Below are 16,149 nucleotides of genomic sequence, written 5' to 3'. Positions count from 1 at the left end.
AACAGTTTTCGTTACCCTATCCATCAAGGGCAGAAAAAACTGGGAAAAGGAAGTAGGTTTTTTTGTTTTCATTTCTTGCCTGACGAACATGACGAAACAGAAAGCGGGGATGATTCGATGATTGCGAAGCGGCGACTCCGAAGCGATGCGGCGGCGGCTCTCTTGTTTCTTGCGCCGAGCGGGATCGGGTTTGCGCTGTTTTACCTGATTCCGTTTGCGATGGCCGTCTATGACTCCTTCATAAACGGTGCGGCTTCGAACCGGTTCGTCGGTTTGGAAAACTACCGCGAGCTGCTGATAAGCGGCTCCTTTCGGAAAGCGGCATCCAATACGTTTTATTTTACTATGATTAGCGTTCCGCCCATGGTGGGGCTGTCTCTGGGCTTGGCGCTGCTGATGAACCGGGATTTGTTCGCCCGAAACGGGCTGAGGACGGCTTATGTGCTCCCGCTGGTCGTTCCTGTAGCCTCGGTTGTGTTCGTCTGGCAAATGCTGCTCGATTGGAACGGCTCGCTGAACGCATGGCTGGGCCATCTGGGAATCGCCCGTGTGGATTGGATGAAAACCGACACGGCCCGTTATGCGATAGCCGCGGTCTCCTTGTGGAAGAACATCGGCTATAACATGATTATTTTTTTGGCGGGACTGCAGCAAATTCCGAAGGACTATTACGAAACGGCGCGTATGGAAGGGGCCGGCCGCTTCCGGCAGTTTCGCAGCATTACGCTCGTGTATGTGACGCCGACGATGTTTCTGGTCGTCATCATGTCCATCATAAATTCGTTTAAAGTGTTTCGCGAAGCGTATTTGATCGCGGGCGATTACCCGCATGACAGCATCTATATGCTGCAGCATTACATGAACAATATGTTCATGTCCATGGATATTCAGAAATTGACCGCGGCCGCGGCGTTAATGGCGGGCTGCATGCTGCTGCTGACGCTCGGGCTGTTCGCGCTCGAACGCCGGTTCCGGCAGTTTATCGATTAACCGAGGGGAAGGAAAGTCTATGCAGCGTACAGGACGAGGACGTTCGGGAATAGGGCAAAAGATGGCGATTACGTTCATCTTGGCCGTCATCGCGGCGGCGATGCTTATGCCCGTTATCATTACTTTTACCAATTCGCTCATGAGCGAGAAGGAAATCGGGATCAATTACGGCTGGATCGGCAAGATGAGCGACGCCTCCGCAGGCGGTACGAGCCGTTTCGTGAATATGAAGCTGCTGCCGGACAGAGTGACGCCGGAGCAGTATGCGAGCGTACTGGTTCTGAACGCAGGCTATCTGCGAATGTTCTGGAACTCCGTAGGGATGGCGCTGCCGATCGTCGCAGGACAGACGCTCGTCGGCGCGCTCGCTTCCTACGCCTTCGCCAAGCTGCACTTTCGCGGGCGGGACTCATTGTTTCTCTTGTATGTCTTGACGATGCTCATGCCGTTCCAAGTGACACTGGTACCCAATTATATCATGGCCGGCAAGCTGGGGCTGTTGAACAGTCCGTCCGCGATCATAGGGCCCGGGATTTTCGCCGCATTCGGGGTATTTATGCTCCGGCAATTCGCGCTGCATATTCCTTACTCCTATATCGAAGCGGCCAAGATGGACGGAGCCGGGCACCTGAGGATTTTCCGCTCGATTATGATGCCGATGATCAAGCCGGGTGTGGCCGCGCTCGCCGTGCTGCTGTTCGCGGATTATTGGAATATGGTGGAGCAGCCGCTTATTTTTCTGAGCGATCCTCTCAAGCAGCCGTTGTCCGTTTATTTATCGCAGGCGAACGAAGGAGAACGGGGGATCGCTTTCGCCGCGTCGATGCTGTACATGACCCCGATGGTGCTGCTGTTCTTCTATGCGGAAACGTACTTCATCGAAGGCATTCAGCTATCCGGGATCAAAGGATAATGCAAATACATACAGGAGGCGGAGGACGGGGAAATGGGACCGTACGAAGAGGCTGAAGCAAGCAGCCGCAGAAGAATCGTCCGAACGGCTTTCGGCCTGTTTATGGGGCTGCTGGCGCTGCTCACGTTATTCGGCAATACGCTGCAGTCGCTGGCTTTGCCGAAAGTAAGAACGGAAACGCCGATTCCGGGGAGTCTTACCTATACGCTGGAGGGAAGCGGGATATTGAAACCGGCGGTTCAAGTTCCGTTAACGAACTCTGCCGGCTGGAAGGCTGCGGCCGTTCATGTGAAGGAGGGGGAGCGCGTGAAGCAGGGACAGCTGCTGATCGCCTATGACAGCTCTGCCGCCGAACGGGAGCTGGAGGATGAAACGGCGCAGCGGGAAAAACAAAAGATCGATCTGCAGACGACGCGGGAACGCTTCATCGCGGCGGCTCAGGAGGGGGATGAGGCGAAGCGGCGGAGCGCAAGCCGCGATCTGGAGAAAGGCGTCATCGATCTGAGCGTGCAGGAACGCAAAATCAAGCAATGGACCGATATGCTGGCCAGCCAAAAGGAGCTGACCGCTCCGTTCGACGGGATCGTGACGAGAGTGAATGCGGTCGCAGGCTTAGCCTCCGCGGGAGAGCCGGATATCGTGCTGTCGAACGAAAGCCGGGGCTACCGGTTCGAGTTTGCAGCCGATGCGCTCTTGCTATCCAATCTGGGACTGGCTCCGGAAGACAGCATCCAAGTCGAAGTAACGGCGGCCGCGGACCGGCAGGCCGATATTATGGACGGGGTCGTTGCCGAGCTGGCGGATGCGGAACCGCGGGCGGACAGCCCGTCAAGCGGGGCAGGCGGCAAGAGCACAGCGGTCGCGCAGAAAACGGTGCGTGTGAACGTATCCGCTCCCGGGCTGAAAGGAGGTGAGCAGGCGCATGTCAAGATCGTCAAACGATCCGGCCGGGAAGGCATCAAGCTGGCTAACGGGGCTATCCGCCAAGACCGCGCAGACCCGTTTATTTATACGGTGGAAGAAAGAAAAGGAGCTTGGGGCAATGTGTTTATCGCGCGAAAGATTCCGATTCGCCCATTGGAAACGAATGGAATCGAAACGTTGATTGCGGAGGATGGCGTGAGCCGAAACGAGCAGATTATTGTGGAAAGCAGCGAGCCTCTTCAGGACGGCAACCGGGTACGGCTGCAGTGAGGAAGCACAAACTAAACGTTGAATAGAAAAGGGGAAATGTTGCGATGAGAAAACGACTGGAGCTTGTATTCATCTGCCTGCTGCTGACTGCAGGGACCGCATGCCAAGCAGGAGGCGGCAGAGAAACCGTTGGCCGGGAGAAGCCGAAATCGAAGGACGGCAAGACGATCGTCGCCTTATCTGTCAAAGAACAGACGGCTTACTACGAAGCGGCGGCGAAGAAGTTCAACGAAAAGCATCCGGACATCGAACTGCAAATCCATAGCTTTAAGCCGCCGGGCGAGAAATGGGGCGGAGGCGATATGGAAAAATATGCAAAGGCGACGAACACGGCCGTACTCTCGGGAAGCGGCGCCGATCTGCTCGAAATGACGGACCTGCCCGTCGGCGCGTATGCGAATAAAAAGCTGCTTCTGAACTTGAACGACATGCTGGAGCAGGATCCATCGCTCAATAAGAGCGATCTGCAAACGAATATTTTGGATGCGTTGAAAATGAACGGAGGCTTATATACGATACCGGGCGGTTTCATGCTAAGAGCGTTCGTTGGGGATGGAAACGTGCTGAACAAGCCGGACGTGAAGATCGATGATGCCGGCTGGAGCTGGAATGAATTTGAAGATACAGCCCGCAAGCTTGTGCAGAAGACGGGGAGCGGCAAGGACCGCCGCTATGCCTTGGCGGATGACCCGCCGGAAGTTATTCTGCAAGAATGGGTAGCGGACAGCTACGGAGAATTCATTGACCGCGCCTCCCGGAAAGCGAGCTTCGATTCTCCCGCGTTCACGGCATTGCTGCGTCAAATCAAACAATTATACGACGAGAAAATGATGACTTCCGAGCCGATCGACAACGGGAAGCAGCTATTTTACTCCGCGCGGTTTATGTCCCCGGAAGACATCATCAATGAGCCTTACCGCGTCTTTACGAATCCCCGGCTTCTCCAAAAGCCGCATCCGGAAGGCTCATCCGGCGGAATCCGTATCATTCCCTTCAGTGAGCTGGCGATACAAGCCAACTCCCCCGTCAAAGAGGAAGCATGGGAGGTCATCGCCTTTTTGCTGTCCGAGGAAGCGCAGTCGCTTCCCGACAGGGAGGGATTTGCGCTGCTTAAATCGGTGAACGAGAAGAGGCTCGGCGAGATGCAGAAGCAAGTCCGAAACGGGTCGTATAAGCTCTCCACGGGTCAAACGGTCAAGGTGCCGGACGACTACTTCGCCCGATTCAAACAGTTTCTGAATACGGCCGATCGTTACTCGGAGATGGATGTGAAGGTGCTGTCCATTATTTATGAGGAATCCGAAGCGTTCTTCGCCGGTCAAAAGTCCGCAGAGGCCGTGGCCAAGCTGATCCAGAACCGGACGACCACCTATTTGAACGAATAAGATTCCAGATTGCCTCAGGCTGTCGCGGCTTAAAGCGGCAGCTTATTTGGGGCGCTTAACGAGGTGGGCAGCCGAACGATCGTATTGACTTACAGGCTAAGGGGCAGTATGTTGGACGATAGGGGTCGAAAAAAAGATAACGAATAGGGGAAAGCATAGAGTGGGGAAGCGTACGGGAACATTCAATAAGATTTACGCTATGCAGCTGGTTACGATTTTTTTAGGATTCGTCATCTTCGGGTTTTCGGAAAATATTAAAGGACCGGCCATTCCGCGCATACAATTCGATTTTATGCTGAACGAATCGCAGCTGGGCACCTTATTATCCCTTAACGCCCTCGGCTATTTGATCGCCTGCTCCTTTACGGCTTATTTAACCAGAAAATGGGGCATTAAGCCGGTAACGGTGACGGCATTTGCGGTGATGGCCGTCTCGGGCGTATTTATTTTTTGCTCGCGCTATTATCCTATGTTCTCGGCTTCTTACTTCCTGATGTACATCGGAAACGGCATGCTGGAAATCGGCCTGGCCATTCTCGGCGCGCGCATTTTTGTGAAAAACACAGGGACGATGATGAATTTGTCCCATGGCTTCTACGGCCTCAGCTCGACGGTCGCCCCGCTGATCGCCACGGGACTGATGGAGGTTACGGTCTACGGCCATGCGTTGGACTGGCGCGGCATGTATCTCGTTATGCTGCTGTTGTCCGTGCTGCCGATGATTTCCGCATGGTTCAGCACGTTCCCCGGGGACGACATTCATCATGAAGAACGCGTGCCTTTGCAAGCTTTGCTCAAAGATCCGGTGCTATGGTTCATGGTCTTTATTTTGTCGTTCGGCGTCGTATCGGAGATGGCCGTCGGAGGATGGCTCGTGAACTTTCTGGAGAAAGCTTACGGCTGGGATACGGTTGCCGCTTCGGGGATGCTGTCCGCCTTTTTCTTATGCTTTGCGCTGGCGCGGCTGCTGCTGGGACCGTTAACCGATAAAATCGGGTTTATCTTATCGCTGATCCTGTTCTCGGGATTTTCGGCCGTCTGTACGTTTGCCGCCGTTTGGGGCGGAGAACCTTTCGCCTTTCTGTTTGCGGCATCCGGCGCAGGCATTGCCATGATCTATCCGACGGTTATGGCTTTCATAGCCAGAAGATATCCGAAGGGCAGCGATACGGCCATTACTTTTACGGTGACCCTTATGGGATTAGGCAGCGTGATCGGCAATTACGTGATCGGGGGCGTCATCGAAGCCGTCAAACGGCTTTTCGGCGCAGAATCGCAAACGGGGCTGCTCCGCGGGCTCCAGGCCGGATACGGCGTCATCGGCTTGTGCGCTGCGTTATGCGCGGTCAGCGGGATGATTTTATTCCGCTATTTGCTTAAGCGCAAAGAAATCATTTAGACTGCGGGACGGCGAGCTATTTCGAGGCTGTCGGCATAAAGCCGGCGGCCTTGTTCTCATTGCATTCGGCGGGCGGGCAAAAACAGGAAAGTTTCCATGCTTTATTTGCTCTTTTTCCAAGGCGGGCGCGCCTATATTCTTAGTAAAAGAAAAGGCGCTTATCACAACCGAAGTACAACACGGAGCGCCTTGGAGGGAGATCCATCCAATTGAAACCGATCATTCAACTGCTGCATTTCGGCTATCATCAGGCGATGAGCTGCCTATTTCCCGTCGCTATCTTCGGTACCTTGGCAATTACTAGCGTCGTGCAGATCCCGTTCATACATCGTTACGATGCCATTTTACTTATACTGCTTGGAGTGCAGTTCTTCATGTACCGCAGCGGATTAGAGACAGGCGATGAAATCAAAGTGATCTGCGTATTTCACTTCATCGGGTTGGCGCTGGAAATATTCAAGGTGCGGATGGGCTCGTGGTCGTATCCGGAGCCCGCGTATACGAAGCTGCTCGGCGTCCCGCTCTACAGCGGATTTATGTACGCAAGCGTAGCCAGCTTTATGTGCCAGGTATGGCGGAGGCTGCGGATGGACATGACGGGCTGGCCCGGGTTCATGCCGTCGATGCTGTTGGGCGGAGCCATTTACTTCAATTTTTTCACGCATCATGTTATGCCGGATTTTCGCTGGTGGCTGACGGCGCTTGTATTTATCGTTTTCCGGAAAACATGGATCATCTATCGGGTGCGGACGATCGCTTATCGAATGCCTTTAACGCTCGCTTTTCTCATTGTCGGTTTTTTCATCTGGCTGGCTGAAAATGTGGCCACGTTTCTCGGGGCTTGGAAATATCCCGATCAATACCAAACATGGCATATCGTTAGTTTCGGCAAAATCAGCTCGTGGTTCCTGCTCGTCATTATTAGCGTCATCATCGTGGCCCAGCTCAAATATGTGAAAGCTCGCCGGGCTGCAAAGGATTCATGGTTCAGCAGCTTCATCTAGCTTGCTTGTCTTGGTGATCGTGAGGCGGCGAAGATGCGAACGCATTGTCCTTATTCCTCACTTTTTGATCCGTTAATTGTATTTACGGCTTCCTGCGGAAAGGATTACTATTACATGGTAAGCCTTGGATCGAACAATACCTATTCGAAAGGAAGTAACGCAATGCTCATTCCAAGACCTGAATACCCGCGTCCGCAGTTCGTTCGCGAGGAATGGATCAATTTGAACGGATCATGGGAGTTTGAGATGGACTTTGGACGAACAGGCAGAGGACGCGACCTTCACCGGGCGGATCGGCTGCAGCAGTCGATCCTGGTCCCTTTCTGCCCGGAAAGCCCGTTATCGGGTATAGGATATACCGATTTCATGCCTGCCGTCTGGTACAGGAAGACCTTTACGCTGCCTACGGACTGGTCGGGCAAGCGCGTTCTTTTGCATTTCGGCGCCGTCGATTACGAAACGGAAGTATGGGTTAACGGCGAATCGGCGGGTACGCACCGCGGCGGGTACAGCTCGTTTCAGCTCGATATTACGAAGCTGGTTCGAGAAGGCGATAACGTCGTGACCGTATGCGCGGAGGACGATGTGCGAACGGGAAGGCAGCCGGGAGGCAAGCAAAGCGGGAAGTATCATTCATATAATTGTTACTACACGCGGACTACCGGCATTTGGCAAACCGTATGGCTGGAATGCGTTCCGGATTTCCATATCGACTCGTACCGCAACGTAACCGACCCTGCCAACGGTCAGGCCAATTTGGCGATTCGCTTTAAGGGAAGCTACCGTAAGGGGCTTTCGCTGCGAATCGACGCGTATTACGACGGAAAGCTCGCAGGAAGCCGGACGGCGCAAGTGAGCAGCCATCAGCTTCACACGCAAGTATCGCTGGACGAGGTGCATCTGTGGGAGCCGGGGCAGGGCAGGCTGTACGATCTCTGTTTTACGCTGGAAGAGGATGGCCGTGCGATCGATCGAGTAACCAGTTATTTCGGCATGCGGGAGATTACGCTGACCGATAAAGCGGTATTGATAAACGGACGGACCGTATTTCAGCGTCTCGTGCTGGATCAGGGCTTTTATCCGGACGGGATTTATACGGCGCCGACCGACGAGGCGCTCCGCCGGGACATCGAGCTTGCGATGGATCTGGGGTTCAACGGAGCGCGGCTGCATGAGAAAATGTTCGAGCCCCGCTTCTTGTATTGGGCCGACAAGCTCGGCTATCTGGTATGGGCGGAGCACGCCAACTGGGGGCTCGACATTACAACGCCGGCAGGGCTAAGCAGCTTTTTGCCGGAATGGCTCGAAGGGATGGAGCGCGACTTCAATCATCCGTCCATCGTCGGCTGGTGCCCCTTCAACGAAACCTGGGACCGCGACGGGACGAAGCAGGACAACGAAGTGCTGCGCATCACTTACGAGGTGAGCAAGAGCGTCGATCCGACCCGTCCGGTGAAAGATACGAGCGGACATTTTCATGTGAAGACGGATCTGTTCAGTCTGCATGATTACGATCAAGATCCCGAATCGTTTGCCGCTCGATTGGAGACGATGAAAAACGGCGGCGAAGTGTACGTGCGGCATCCGAAACGGCAAAAGTACGAGGGACAGCCTTATCAGGTGGCGGAATATGGAGGCATCTGGTGGGACCCTGCCCAATCTCACGAAGAAGGCTGGGGATACGGCGACCGTCCGAAGAGCGAAGAGGAGTTTCTCGCCCGGTACGAGGGGCTGATGACGGTAATATTAGACAACCCGCATATTAGCGGCTTGTGCTATACCCAGCTGTATGACGTAGAGCAAGAGGTGAACGGCTTATATACATACGACCGCAAGCTGAAGTTTCCAAGGGAAGCGATTCGCAGAATCAATATGAAGCCGGCGGCTATTGAGCAAGCGGAGGGGCCGAACGTTTAAAAGAACAGCGAACAGGCGGCCGGCGAGTCGATAGGAGCGACAACAGCGAGCGGAAATCTCTGTTGGCCGCCGGCGGTTCGTTGTTCACCGCGCTTGCAGGAAGGCTTTCTTGCGGTACCCATCGCATGAAAAGCCGCCTCCTGACGCAGGGTTAATCCATTGTGAAACCGCTTCAAATAAGAGTGGCTCTTATCGGTGTTCGCTGAATCGGATGCGGAAAGCGGTAGGGCGAACGCCGTTTTTTTGCTTGAACAGATTGGAGAAATAGTGGGCGTCCGAATAGCCCAATTGCTCGGAAATTTCGTTGACCGTTAAATTCGTCTCGATCAGCATCAGCTTGGCCGATTCCATCTTTTTGGTCAGTACATAATTATAAATGGTCGTCCCCATTTCTTTCTTGAACACCCGGTTCAAATGCTTGGCCGACATGCCGAGCTCCTTGACGAGCTGCTCCGTATGAAACGGCTGCAGTATTTGGTTATCCAGGTGCAGTTTAATTTGCCGAACAAGCATGGATAGAAGCTCGCCCCGGCTCCTCTGGATTTCCGATAGCCGGATGACGATCTGCATGAACAACAGCTGCATGGCTCCTTGCATTTCCTCGATCGTCTTGCTCTCGGCCCATTCAATCCCTTGTCTGAATAACGATTCTATGGACGCATTCGGAACAACGACGGTCGAGAGCAGACGGTAAGCCTCCAGAACGTTGAGCGCCCACTGGCTGTGAACGTTATACCATATAAACACCCAAGGCTCCTCCGGCGTCGCTTCGGATATGACCTCGTGGAAGCAGCCGCTTCGCAGGAGGAAGACGTCGCCTTGCTGCACGCGGCTTGTTTGCTCATTGACGCGAACTTTCCCGCGGCCTGACAGCACGCAGCCGATGACCGTAATTTGGGCCACTTTTCTCACATTGCGGTAAGCAGGGCTGCAGTAGTTGATGCCGATAAACGGCACGCTGATGGGGGGAGAGATTTCGCCGATTGACGGAATATGATAAATTGGCCCGTACTTGTCCATTATCCTCACCATTTCATTTGAAATTTTATTGGCAGTAAAGACCGTTTTTTTCTTAGGCGTGATGAAAGTATTGTACCATAATAAAATGAATCGCTGCGATGTCTGGAATACTCACTTTTTCATCCCATAACTGTATTCAAACCGAATGCGCTGCCTTGTATGATCATTATGAAAAATAAATTAAGGGGTGTTTTCCGATGAAAGGAAAAAAAGCACTGTTGCTCGCTTCTGCCGCTATGCTGATCATGACCTCCGCCTGCTCCGGCTCCGATACGCCGAAGCAAGCGGCTCAAGAGGAGGAGAAGCAAGAACCGATCAAGCTTACCGTCCTTCAATATTTGCTCAATGTGACCGACGAAGACTTCAATAAGCTGATCGCCGAGCCGGTCAAAGCGAAGTTCCCGAACATTACGATGGAATTAGTGCGCAAGCCGGCCAATCAGTCTTTCGAAGATATGCTCACCGCCGGCACGTTTCCCGACATGATGCTGCAGGCCAATTTTGACATTTATAAGTACACGCCGCTCGGGCTTGCCGAGGACTTGAACTCTTATATTAAGAAAAGCGGCCTCGACATGTCCAAATTCGACCCGAACATTATTCAAACTCTGCAAAGCTACGGAAGCAAAGGCGAGCTGTATATGCTGCCTCTGTACAGCAATCCTGCGGCGCTTTATTACAACAAGGATATATTCGACCGGTTCGGCGTTCCCTATCCGAAGGACGGCATTACTTGGGACGAAACGATCGACCTCGCCCGCCAGCTGAGCAAAACGGACGGCGGCCAGCAGTATTACGGGCTGGATCTGATCGCGTCTCCGCGCATCTCGGCCTCCATGATGCTTCCGCTTCACGATCCGAAGACAGGCAAAGCGTTCCTGACGTCGGACGCCTGGAAGTCATATTTCGAGATGTACAAATCGATCAAGGATATACCGGGCAATCAAACGAAAGGCATATTCAACGATTTCGAGAAAAACAAAAATTTGGCGATGATGGTCGCCTATAACCGTCTCAATCAGCTGGAGGAGCTGCATCAGGCCGGTACCGAGCCGAACTGGGATATCGTTACGTTCCCAAGCCGCAAAGAGGCTCCGCTGGTGAAGGAAACCGACGTGTCCGGCCTGCTGCTGTCCACGCAGAGCAAGCATAAAGAAGAGGCGTTCAAGGTGATGGCCTTCTTAACGGAGATGGATAGTCAAGCTCGCATGGCGCGAAGAGGGCTGATCCCGGTGATCCAAGATAAAGACGCGACGAAGGATTTCGGGGCGGATCTGGCCTCGCTGCAAGGCAAAAACATACCGGCGCTGCTGAAAATGAAGATCGGTCAAAATCCGCCTCCTACCGAGTATGAGGAAATTATTAAAGACGTCATCAATAAATCGATGAACGAGTATTTGAAAGGGAAGCTGGATGTCAACACGGTTTTGAGACAGGCCGAGGATGAAGCGAACAAACGAATCGAGGAAGCCAAAAGATAATCGGATATTCGAAAAGGAGGAGAAACCATCAATGTCTCAATTCAACCAACCGGAAACCGCAGGAGGAGCTCCCGCCTATGTCATGGGATACTTTCGGTCCGGACCGAATCAGATGCATAAGGAGGAAAAGCTGCATTACGCCTATAGCAGGGACGGGCTCCACTGGTACGAGCTGAACGAAAACCGCCCCGTCTTCACAACATCGGTGGGGGAAGGCGTCCTGCGCGATCCATTCATCGCCAAGGGCGCAGACGGCTGCTGGCATATGGTGTTCACCATCCGCCCGAGGGGAATCCATATCGGGTATAGCCGTTCAACCGATCTGATCGTCTGGGAGGACGAGAGGAAGCTTCCGGTCATGCAGGGTATAGACGATGCAAAGAACAGCTGGGCGCCGGAATTTACTTACGATCACGGGCGCGATCAATATTTGCTGTATTGGGCTTCCAGCTGCGGACCGGATTTGGGCAGCAGCAAGCATTATGCGGCCTGGACGCCGGATTGGCTTACGCTGACGGAGCCGTCGCTCTTCTTCGATCCCGGCTACCAGACAATCGACGCTTCGCTGGCGGAGCATGAGGGCAAATATTATATGGCCGTGAAAGATGAAAGCGTTGTATACGACCGCAGCGTCAAGCATCCTTGCCATAACGTTCTGGCCGTTGCCGACCGGCTGGAGGGGCCGTATACGGTCGTTCCGGGCGTGCGCACGCCGGACCACACGGAAGGGCCCGAGTTTCTGAAGCTGGAAGGAACGAATCGCTGGCTGCTGTTCTACGATTATTGGTCCTACGGCAAGTTCGGCATGATGGAGACAACCGATTTCCGCGAGTGGAGAGAGCTTGACCAGGACGAGTTCCGCATTCCGTACCGCGCAAGACATAATACGGTATTCCCGGTAAACGAATCTGAGCTGGCCCGGCTGCTCGACACGTACACGCTGTTGGCCCAATACGGCACGCCGACCTATGCTCCCGTACGTTTGGCTGCGGAGGAGGCGGATGGCTTTCTGCACAACGCGTTTTCCTTGCGCACGATGACGATGCAGTTCTGCCCGAACCGTCTCGCAGGCACGCAAGTGTTATTTGACGAAGGGGACGGGAAGAACGGCTGGGCTTTGCGGCTTCGCGACGGGATGCTGGAAGCGGCCGTCGCGTCCGAGGGGGAGCGGATCATCCTTCAAACCCCGGTACAGGCGCATGCCGGCGATACATGGCGTCATGCGGCGCTCAGCTTTGCCGAAGGCGCGGTTTCTCTATACCTGGACGGGAAGCTGGCGGGCAGCGTTCAAGCCGGTTTCGGCATCGTCGGACCGCATACGGGAGCCGGAGGATATGGCGGGCGCTTCGGCGGCGATGCGTTTGGTGACGCTTGCGGCGCGGATGCGTTTGACGGCGTGATCCGTCAAGTGAAGCTGTATTCGGTTCCGCTTCAGGAAGCGGATATCGCGATGATGATTCGCGGCCGATAGGCGATACGTATCGCGGGCTGCAAGACGAGCCGGCAACCGTCGGATGACAAGCCGTCTGCCATCTGCCATCTGCCGCCGGTCGTGTAAATAACGCGGGATAAACCGGGCAAAACGACCAATGCCGCCCTTTATGATGCAGTCAAAAAGCCGCCGATCGGCGGCTTTTTGCTTTTCATATGAAAATGTGAATATACATTGTAAATTTTTAACGCAATGGCGATCATTTTGTGGTATAACCGAAAGAGAGCAAGCCTTTCAACTGAAACGCGACTTGACGAAAGAGGTGTACGCATGGCTAATCATCGAAACTGGGCAGGAAACTATGAATACCGCGCTTCGGAGCTGCTGACTCCGGGCAGCGTGCAAGAGGTGCAGCAGGCGGTAGCGAGCCGCAGCAGGCTGAAGGTGCTCGGCACGCGCCATTCGTTCAATGGCATAGCCGACTCCGGTGAGTGTTTGTTATCGCTGCAAAATATGAACAAGGTGATCGGCTTGGACACAGCCGCCGGTCAAGTTACGGTCGAGGCCGGCATCCGCTACGGGGAGCTAAGCCGGTATTTGCACGATCACGGCTATGCGCTGCACAATTTGGCCTCGCTGCCGCATATTTCGGTTGTCGGCGCCATCGCGACTGCGACGCACGGATCAGGCGATAGCTGCGGCAATCTGGCCACCGCCGTAAGCGCTATGGAGATTGTGAAGGCGGACGGGAGCGTCGTCCGGCTTTCCCGCGATCAGCACGAAGACATCTGGGAAGGGGCCGTGGTCAATCTCGGCGGCTTGGGCGTTGTGACGAAGCTTACTTTGGACATCGTACCGGCATTTCAGATAAGCCAATCCGTGTACGATGATTTGGCATTCGAGCGTCTTCAAGACCATTTTGACGACATCACATCAAGCGCTTACAGCGTCAGCCTGTTTACGGATTGGAAACAGCCGGCGTTCAATCAGGTGTGGGTGAAGCAGAAGCTTGAAGACGGCAGCTCCGGCTCCGTGGCGGCGGAATTTTTCGGCTGCCGGCAGGCTGACGCAAACCGTCACCCGGTGAAGGGCTACCCGGCCGACAGCTGCAGTCCGCAGCTCGGGGTTCCGGGGCCGTCGTACGAACGTCTGCCGCATTTTCGCATGGAATTTACGCCAAGCGCCGGGGAGGAGCTGCAGAGCGAATATTTCGTGCCGCGCGAGCGCGCTTATGAAGCGCTATGCGCTCTCGACCGTCTGAGGGAGCGGATTGCTCCGCTGCTGTACGTTTCCGAAGTGCGTACGGTAGCGAAAGACAGCTTGTGGATGAGCCCTTGCTGCGGACGCGATTCGGTCGGCATTCATTTCACCTGGAAGCTGAATACGGATTCCGTGCTGCAATTACTGCCGTTCATCGAGGAGGCGCTTGCGCCGTTCGAAGCGCGCCCGCATTGGGCCAAGCTGTTCACGATGCCGGCGGCGCGACTGGAGGCGCTTTATGATAAACTGCCCGACTTCCGGGAGCTGCTGCTTCAGTTCGATCCGGAAGGCAAATTCAGAAACGATTACTTGAATCGTTATGTGATGAAAGCGCAGCCTTAAGCCGGCGAGAGCGATCATTTTCATAGAGAGGGGGTCGATTGGGATGGCAAATCATTTTGCCGGGATGACACGCGGCTCATGCAAAGCCTATTCTTAGGGCGAACCTTTGTATGGGCGGTGATAAGAAACCCTGTTCGCCTGCCGGACTCACAGGATGGGCTTTGCACCTTATAGTTCAATTCAAATAAGGGAGTGAAGCGCATTGACCAATCCATTGATTAGCAAACGTCAAGATCTTATCGATTTGCAGATTCAAGTCAAACGGCTGCTGGAGGAGCTTGCGGAAGAAGATACAGGCGCAGGCTTCCAGGCGGCGGCTTACTGGCACGGCGAGCCGATTCTTAATGTTGTTGCAGGAAGCGCGGATGCCGCAGGACGGCGGCCCGTTGCTGCGGATACGTTATTCGTGATCCAATCTTGCTCCAAAGGCGTCGTTTCAACGGCCGTTCATATTCTCGCGCAGCAGGGCAAACTGGCGTACGATGAGAAGATTGCCCATTACTGGCCCGAATTCGGAACGAACGGCAAAGAAAACATTACGCTCCGCCAGGTGCTTACGCATACGGCGGGAATCCCTCTGATGCCTGCGTACGCGGATATGCGGCTCGTCGCCGACTGGCAAGCGATGGTCTGCGAGATGGAGAAGCTGGAGCCCATCTGGGAGCCGGGCAGCAAGTCAGGCTACCATGGGCTGACCTTCGGCTGGATATTGGGCGAGACCGCATCCCGAGCGGACGGCCGGACAATTGCTCAAATTATCCAAGACGAGATAGGCAAGCCTTTGGGCATCGAACAGGGGCTGTACTTGGGCGCTCCCGCGGAAGCAGAAGCCCGTATCGCCGAAATTAGCGGCGAAGCCGTGCAGATTGCTTCCCTGCCGGATGACATGCTGTTCAAACGTGTTCTTCCCCCCGCTCTGGTTCCCGTCGCCAATCCGGAATGGAACTCGCCGTGGTTCCATGCTGCAGCCGTTCCCGCCGTGAATATCGTCGTTACGGCGCAGGCGTTAGCGTGCATGTATGCTTCGCTGATCGGCCAGGGCGTGAACGGCAGGCGCCTGCTCGGGCAGGACGCCATAGCGGCGGCGGCGGCGCTGCAGTTCGAAGGCATCGACGAAGTGGGGCTGGCTCCCAATCGATTGGGGCTCGGCTACAGCCTCGGCCAAGAAGGGGATGCGATGGGAGGCAGACCGACAGCTTTCGGCTATTCCGGTTTGGGCGGTATGATCGGGTATGCCGATCCGGAGAACCGTTTGGCTGCGGCGGTGCTGTGCAACCGCATGAAGGTCGGTAGAGGCAAGCGTTCCCCCGATCGGCTTGTCACCGATCTGATCCGCGAGAGATTGAGTTTAACGTAAACATAATTTTTACGATTTGGAACGAATAGCCCGGCATCTTATTAGAGCCGGGCTGTTTGCCGTTCGACTACATGGACTAAGCCCGGTGTTTGCCTTGCCGATAAAGCGTATCTGGAGTCGGGGGAGGCTCTGAATCATCATTTTTATTTGAGACATGATCATCAATAAGATCAGAATGGGGAATGTCGCGGAACATTGTTCAAGTTCACTCTGCATTAATGGTTCATATGACATATCATGTTAGGTATTTAGACGGACTTCCGCCCTATATGACAATCAACCAGCTTTTCGCGCAATGTCAATTTATCATGACGAGAATCACGGAAATCGTCAATCAATCCAAATTATCGAACCACAGCAGGTCGGTTTCTAGTATAATCAATTATATTGAGCCGTCTTACATGGAAGACTGATCGCTAGATTTTTTTGCGGGAAAAAGCCCAAAACGTTTAAAA

Annotated in this window: 12 protein-coding genes; 11 read left to right on the top strand and 1 reads right to left on the bottom strand. The window is 54.3% G+C overall.

Going from position 1 to position 16,149, the window contains the following annotated elements; translation table 11 throughout:
- The first annotated feature begins 117 nt into the window (after positions 1 to 117).
- The 7 genes from SK3146_RS01425 to SK3146_RS01395 all read left to right on the top strand — a co-directional run bounded on the left by SK3146_RS01425 (position 118) and on the right by SK3146_RS01395 (position 8,802).
- Positions 118 to 990, top strand: coding sequence for a carbohydrate ABC transporter permease (locus SK3146_RS01425; RefSeq protein WP_249866142.1), 873 nt, complete (start codon positions 118 to 120; stop codon positions 988 to 990).
- 19 nt (positions 991 to 1,009) lie between these two features.
- Entirely contained in the window at positions 1,010 to 1,903 is an 894-nt protein-coding gene (locus SK3146_RS01420; RefSeq protein ID WP_249863383.1) for a carbohydrate ABC transporter permease, read from the top strand.
- A 33-nt stretch (positions 1,904 to 1,936) separates the two neighbouring features.
- Positions 1,937 to 3,097, top strand: coding sequence for an efflux RND transporter periplasmic adaptor subunit (locus SK3146_RS01415; protein WP_249863382.1), 1,161 nt, complete (start codon positions 1,937 to 1,939; stop codon positions 3,095 to 3,097).
- 44 nt (positions 3,098 to 3,141) lie between these two features.
- Positions 3,142 to 4,482 (top strand): ABC transporter substrate-binding protein, encoded by a 1,341-nt coding sequence (locus tag SK3146_RS01410; RefSeq protein ID WP_249863381.1) that lies wholly within the window; start codon positions 3,142 to 3,144, stop codon positions 4,480 to 4,482.
- Between the two features lie 199 nt (positions 4,483 to 4,681).
- The gene (locus SK3146_RS01405) at positions 4,682 to 5,881 is read left to right on the top strand and encodes an MFS transporter (protein WP_249866141.1); all 1,200 of its coding nucleotides are present in this window, start codon (positions 4,682 to 4,684) and stop codon (positions 5,879 to 5,881) included.
- Between the two features lie 209 nt (positions 5,882 to 6,090).
- The gene (locus SK3146_RS01400; protein WP_249863380.1) at positions 6,091 to 6,885 is read left to right on the top strand and encodes a DUF817 domain-containing protein; all 795 of its coding nucleotides are present in this window, start codon (positions 6,091 to 6,093) and stop codon (positions 6,883 to 6,885) included.
- Positions 6,886 to 7,047: 162 nt separating this feature from the next.
- Positions 7,048 to 8,802, top strand: a complete 1,755-nt coding sequence (locus SK3146_RS01395) for a glycoside hydrolase family 2 protein (RefSeq protein WP_249863379.1) — start codon at positions 7,048 to 7,050, stop codon at positions 8,800 to 8,802.
- 189 nt (positions 8,803 to 8,991) lie between these two features.
- Here SK3146_RS01395 and SK3146_RS01390 read toward each other — a convergent pair whose 3' ends face one another.
- Complete coding sequence (locus SK3146_RS01390; protein ID WP_249863378.1) at positions 8,992 to 9,834, bottom strand: AraC family transcriptional regulator; 843 nt, start codon at positions 9,832 to 9,834, stop codon at positions 8,992 to 8,994.
- A 185-nt stretch (positions 9,835 to 10,019) separates the two neighbouring features.
- On the opposite strand from SK3146_RS01390, the gene SK3146_RS01385 reads away from it, so the two are divergent.
- From SK3146_RS01385 to SK3146_RS01370, 4 genes are all read left to right on the top strand, one after another.
- Positions 10,020 to 11,303, top strand: coding sequence for an ABC transporter substrate-binding protein (locus tag SK3146_RS01385; protein ID WP_249863377.1), 1,284 nt, complete (start codon positions 10,020 to 10,022; stop codon positions 11,301 to 11,303).
- Between the two features lie 31 nt (positions 11,304 to 11,334).
- Positions 11,335 to 12,774, top strand: a complete 1,440-nt coding sequence (locus SK3146_RS01380; RefSeq protein ID WP_249863376.1) for a LamG-like jellyroll fold domain-containing protein — start codon at positions 11,335 to 11,337, stop codon at positions 12,772 to 12,774.
- A 291-nt stretch (positions 12,775 to 13,065) separates the two neighbouring features.
- Positions 13,066 to 14,337 carry an FAD-binding protein gene (locus tag SK3146_RS01375; protein ID WP_249863375.1) on the top strand — a complete coding sequence of 424 codons (1,272 nt, stop codon included), beginning with the start codon at positions 13,066 to 13,068 and terminating at the stop codon, positions 14,335 to 14,337.
- A gap of 202 nt (positions 14,338 to 14,539) precedes the next feature.
- Complete coding sequence (locus SK3146_RS01370) at positions 14,540 to 15,694, top strand: serine hydrolase domain-containing protein (RefSeq protein ID WP_249863374.1); 1,155 nt, start codon at positions 14,540 to 14,542, stop codon at positions 15,692 to 15,694.
- The last annotated feature ends 455 nt before the right edge of the window (positions 15,695 to 16,149 follow it).

Source organism: Paenibacillus konkukensis (genome assembly GCF_023523925.1).
GTDB classification, from domain to species: domain Bacteria; phylum Bacillota; class Bacilli; order Paenibacillales; family NBRC-103111; genus Paenibacillus_S; species Paenibacillus_S doosanensis.
Note: the sequence above shows the minus strand (reverse complement) of the source record. Positions and strands in the feature narration are given on the sequence as shown.

What these genes read in the sequence shown, in the direction of transcription:
- SK3146_RS01390 (WP_249863378.1), bottom strand. Translation starts at nt 9,834, where the DNA reads ATGGTGAGGATAATGGACAAGTACGGGCCAATTTATCATATTCCGTCA.
- SK3146_RS01380 (WP_249863376.1), top strand. Translation starts at nt 11,335, where the DNA reads ATGTCTCAATTCAACCAACCGGAAACCGCAGGAGGAGCTCCCGCCTAT.
- SK3146_RS01395 (WP_249863379.1), top strand. Translation starts at nt 7,048, where the DNA reads ATGCTCATTCCAAGACCTGAATACCCGCGTCCGCAGTTCGTTCGCGAG.
- SK3146_RS01375 (WP_249863375.1), top strand. Translation starts at nt 13,066, where the DNA reads ATGGCTAATCATCGAAACTGGGCAGGAAACTATGAATACCGCGCTTCG.
- SK3146_RS01425 (WP_249866142.1), top strand. Translation starts at nt 118, where the DNA reads ATGATTGCGAAGCGGCGACTCCGAAGCGATGCGGCGGCGGCTCTCTTG.
- SK3146_RS01420 (WP_249863383.1), top strand. Translation starts at nt 1,010, where the DNA reads ATGCAGCGTACAGGACGAGGACGTTCGGGAATAGGGCAAAAGATGGCG.
- SK3146_RS01405 (WP_249866141.1), top strand. Translation starts at nt 4,682, where the DNA reads ATGCAGCTGGTTACGATTTTTTTAGGATTCGTCATCTTCGGGTTTTCG.
- SK3146_RS01415 (WP_249863382.1), top strand. Translation starts at nt 1,937, where the DNA reads ATGGGACCGTACGAAGAGGCTGAAGCAAGCAGCCGCAGAAGAATCGTC.
- SK3146_RS01410 (WP_249863381.1), top strand. Translation starts at nt 3,142, where the DNA reads ATGAGAAAACGACTGGAGCTTGTATTCATCTGCCTGCTGCTGACTGCA.
- SK3146_RS01385 (WP_249863377.1), top strand. Translation starts at nt 10,020, where the DNA reads ATGAAAGGAAAAAAAGCACTGTTGCTCGCTTCTGCCGCTATGCTGATC.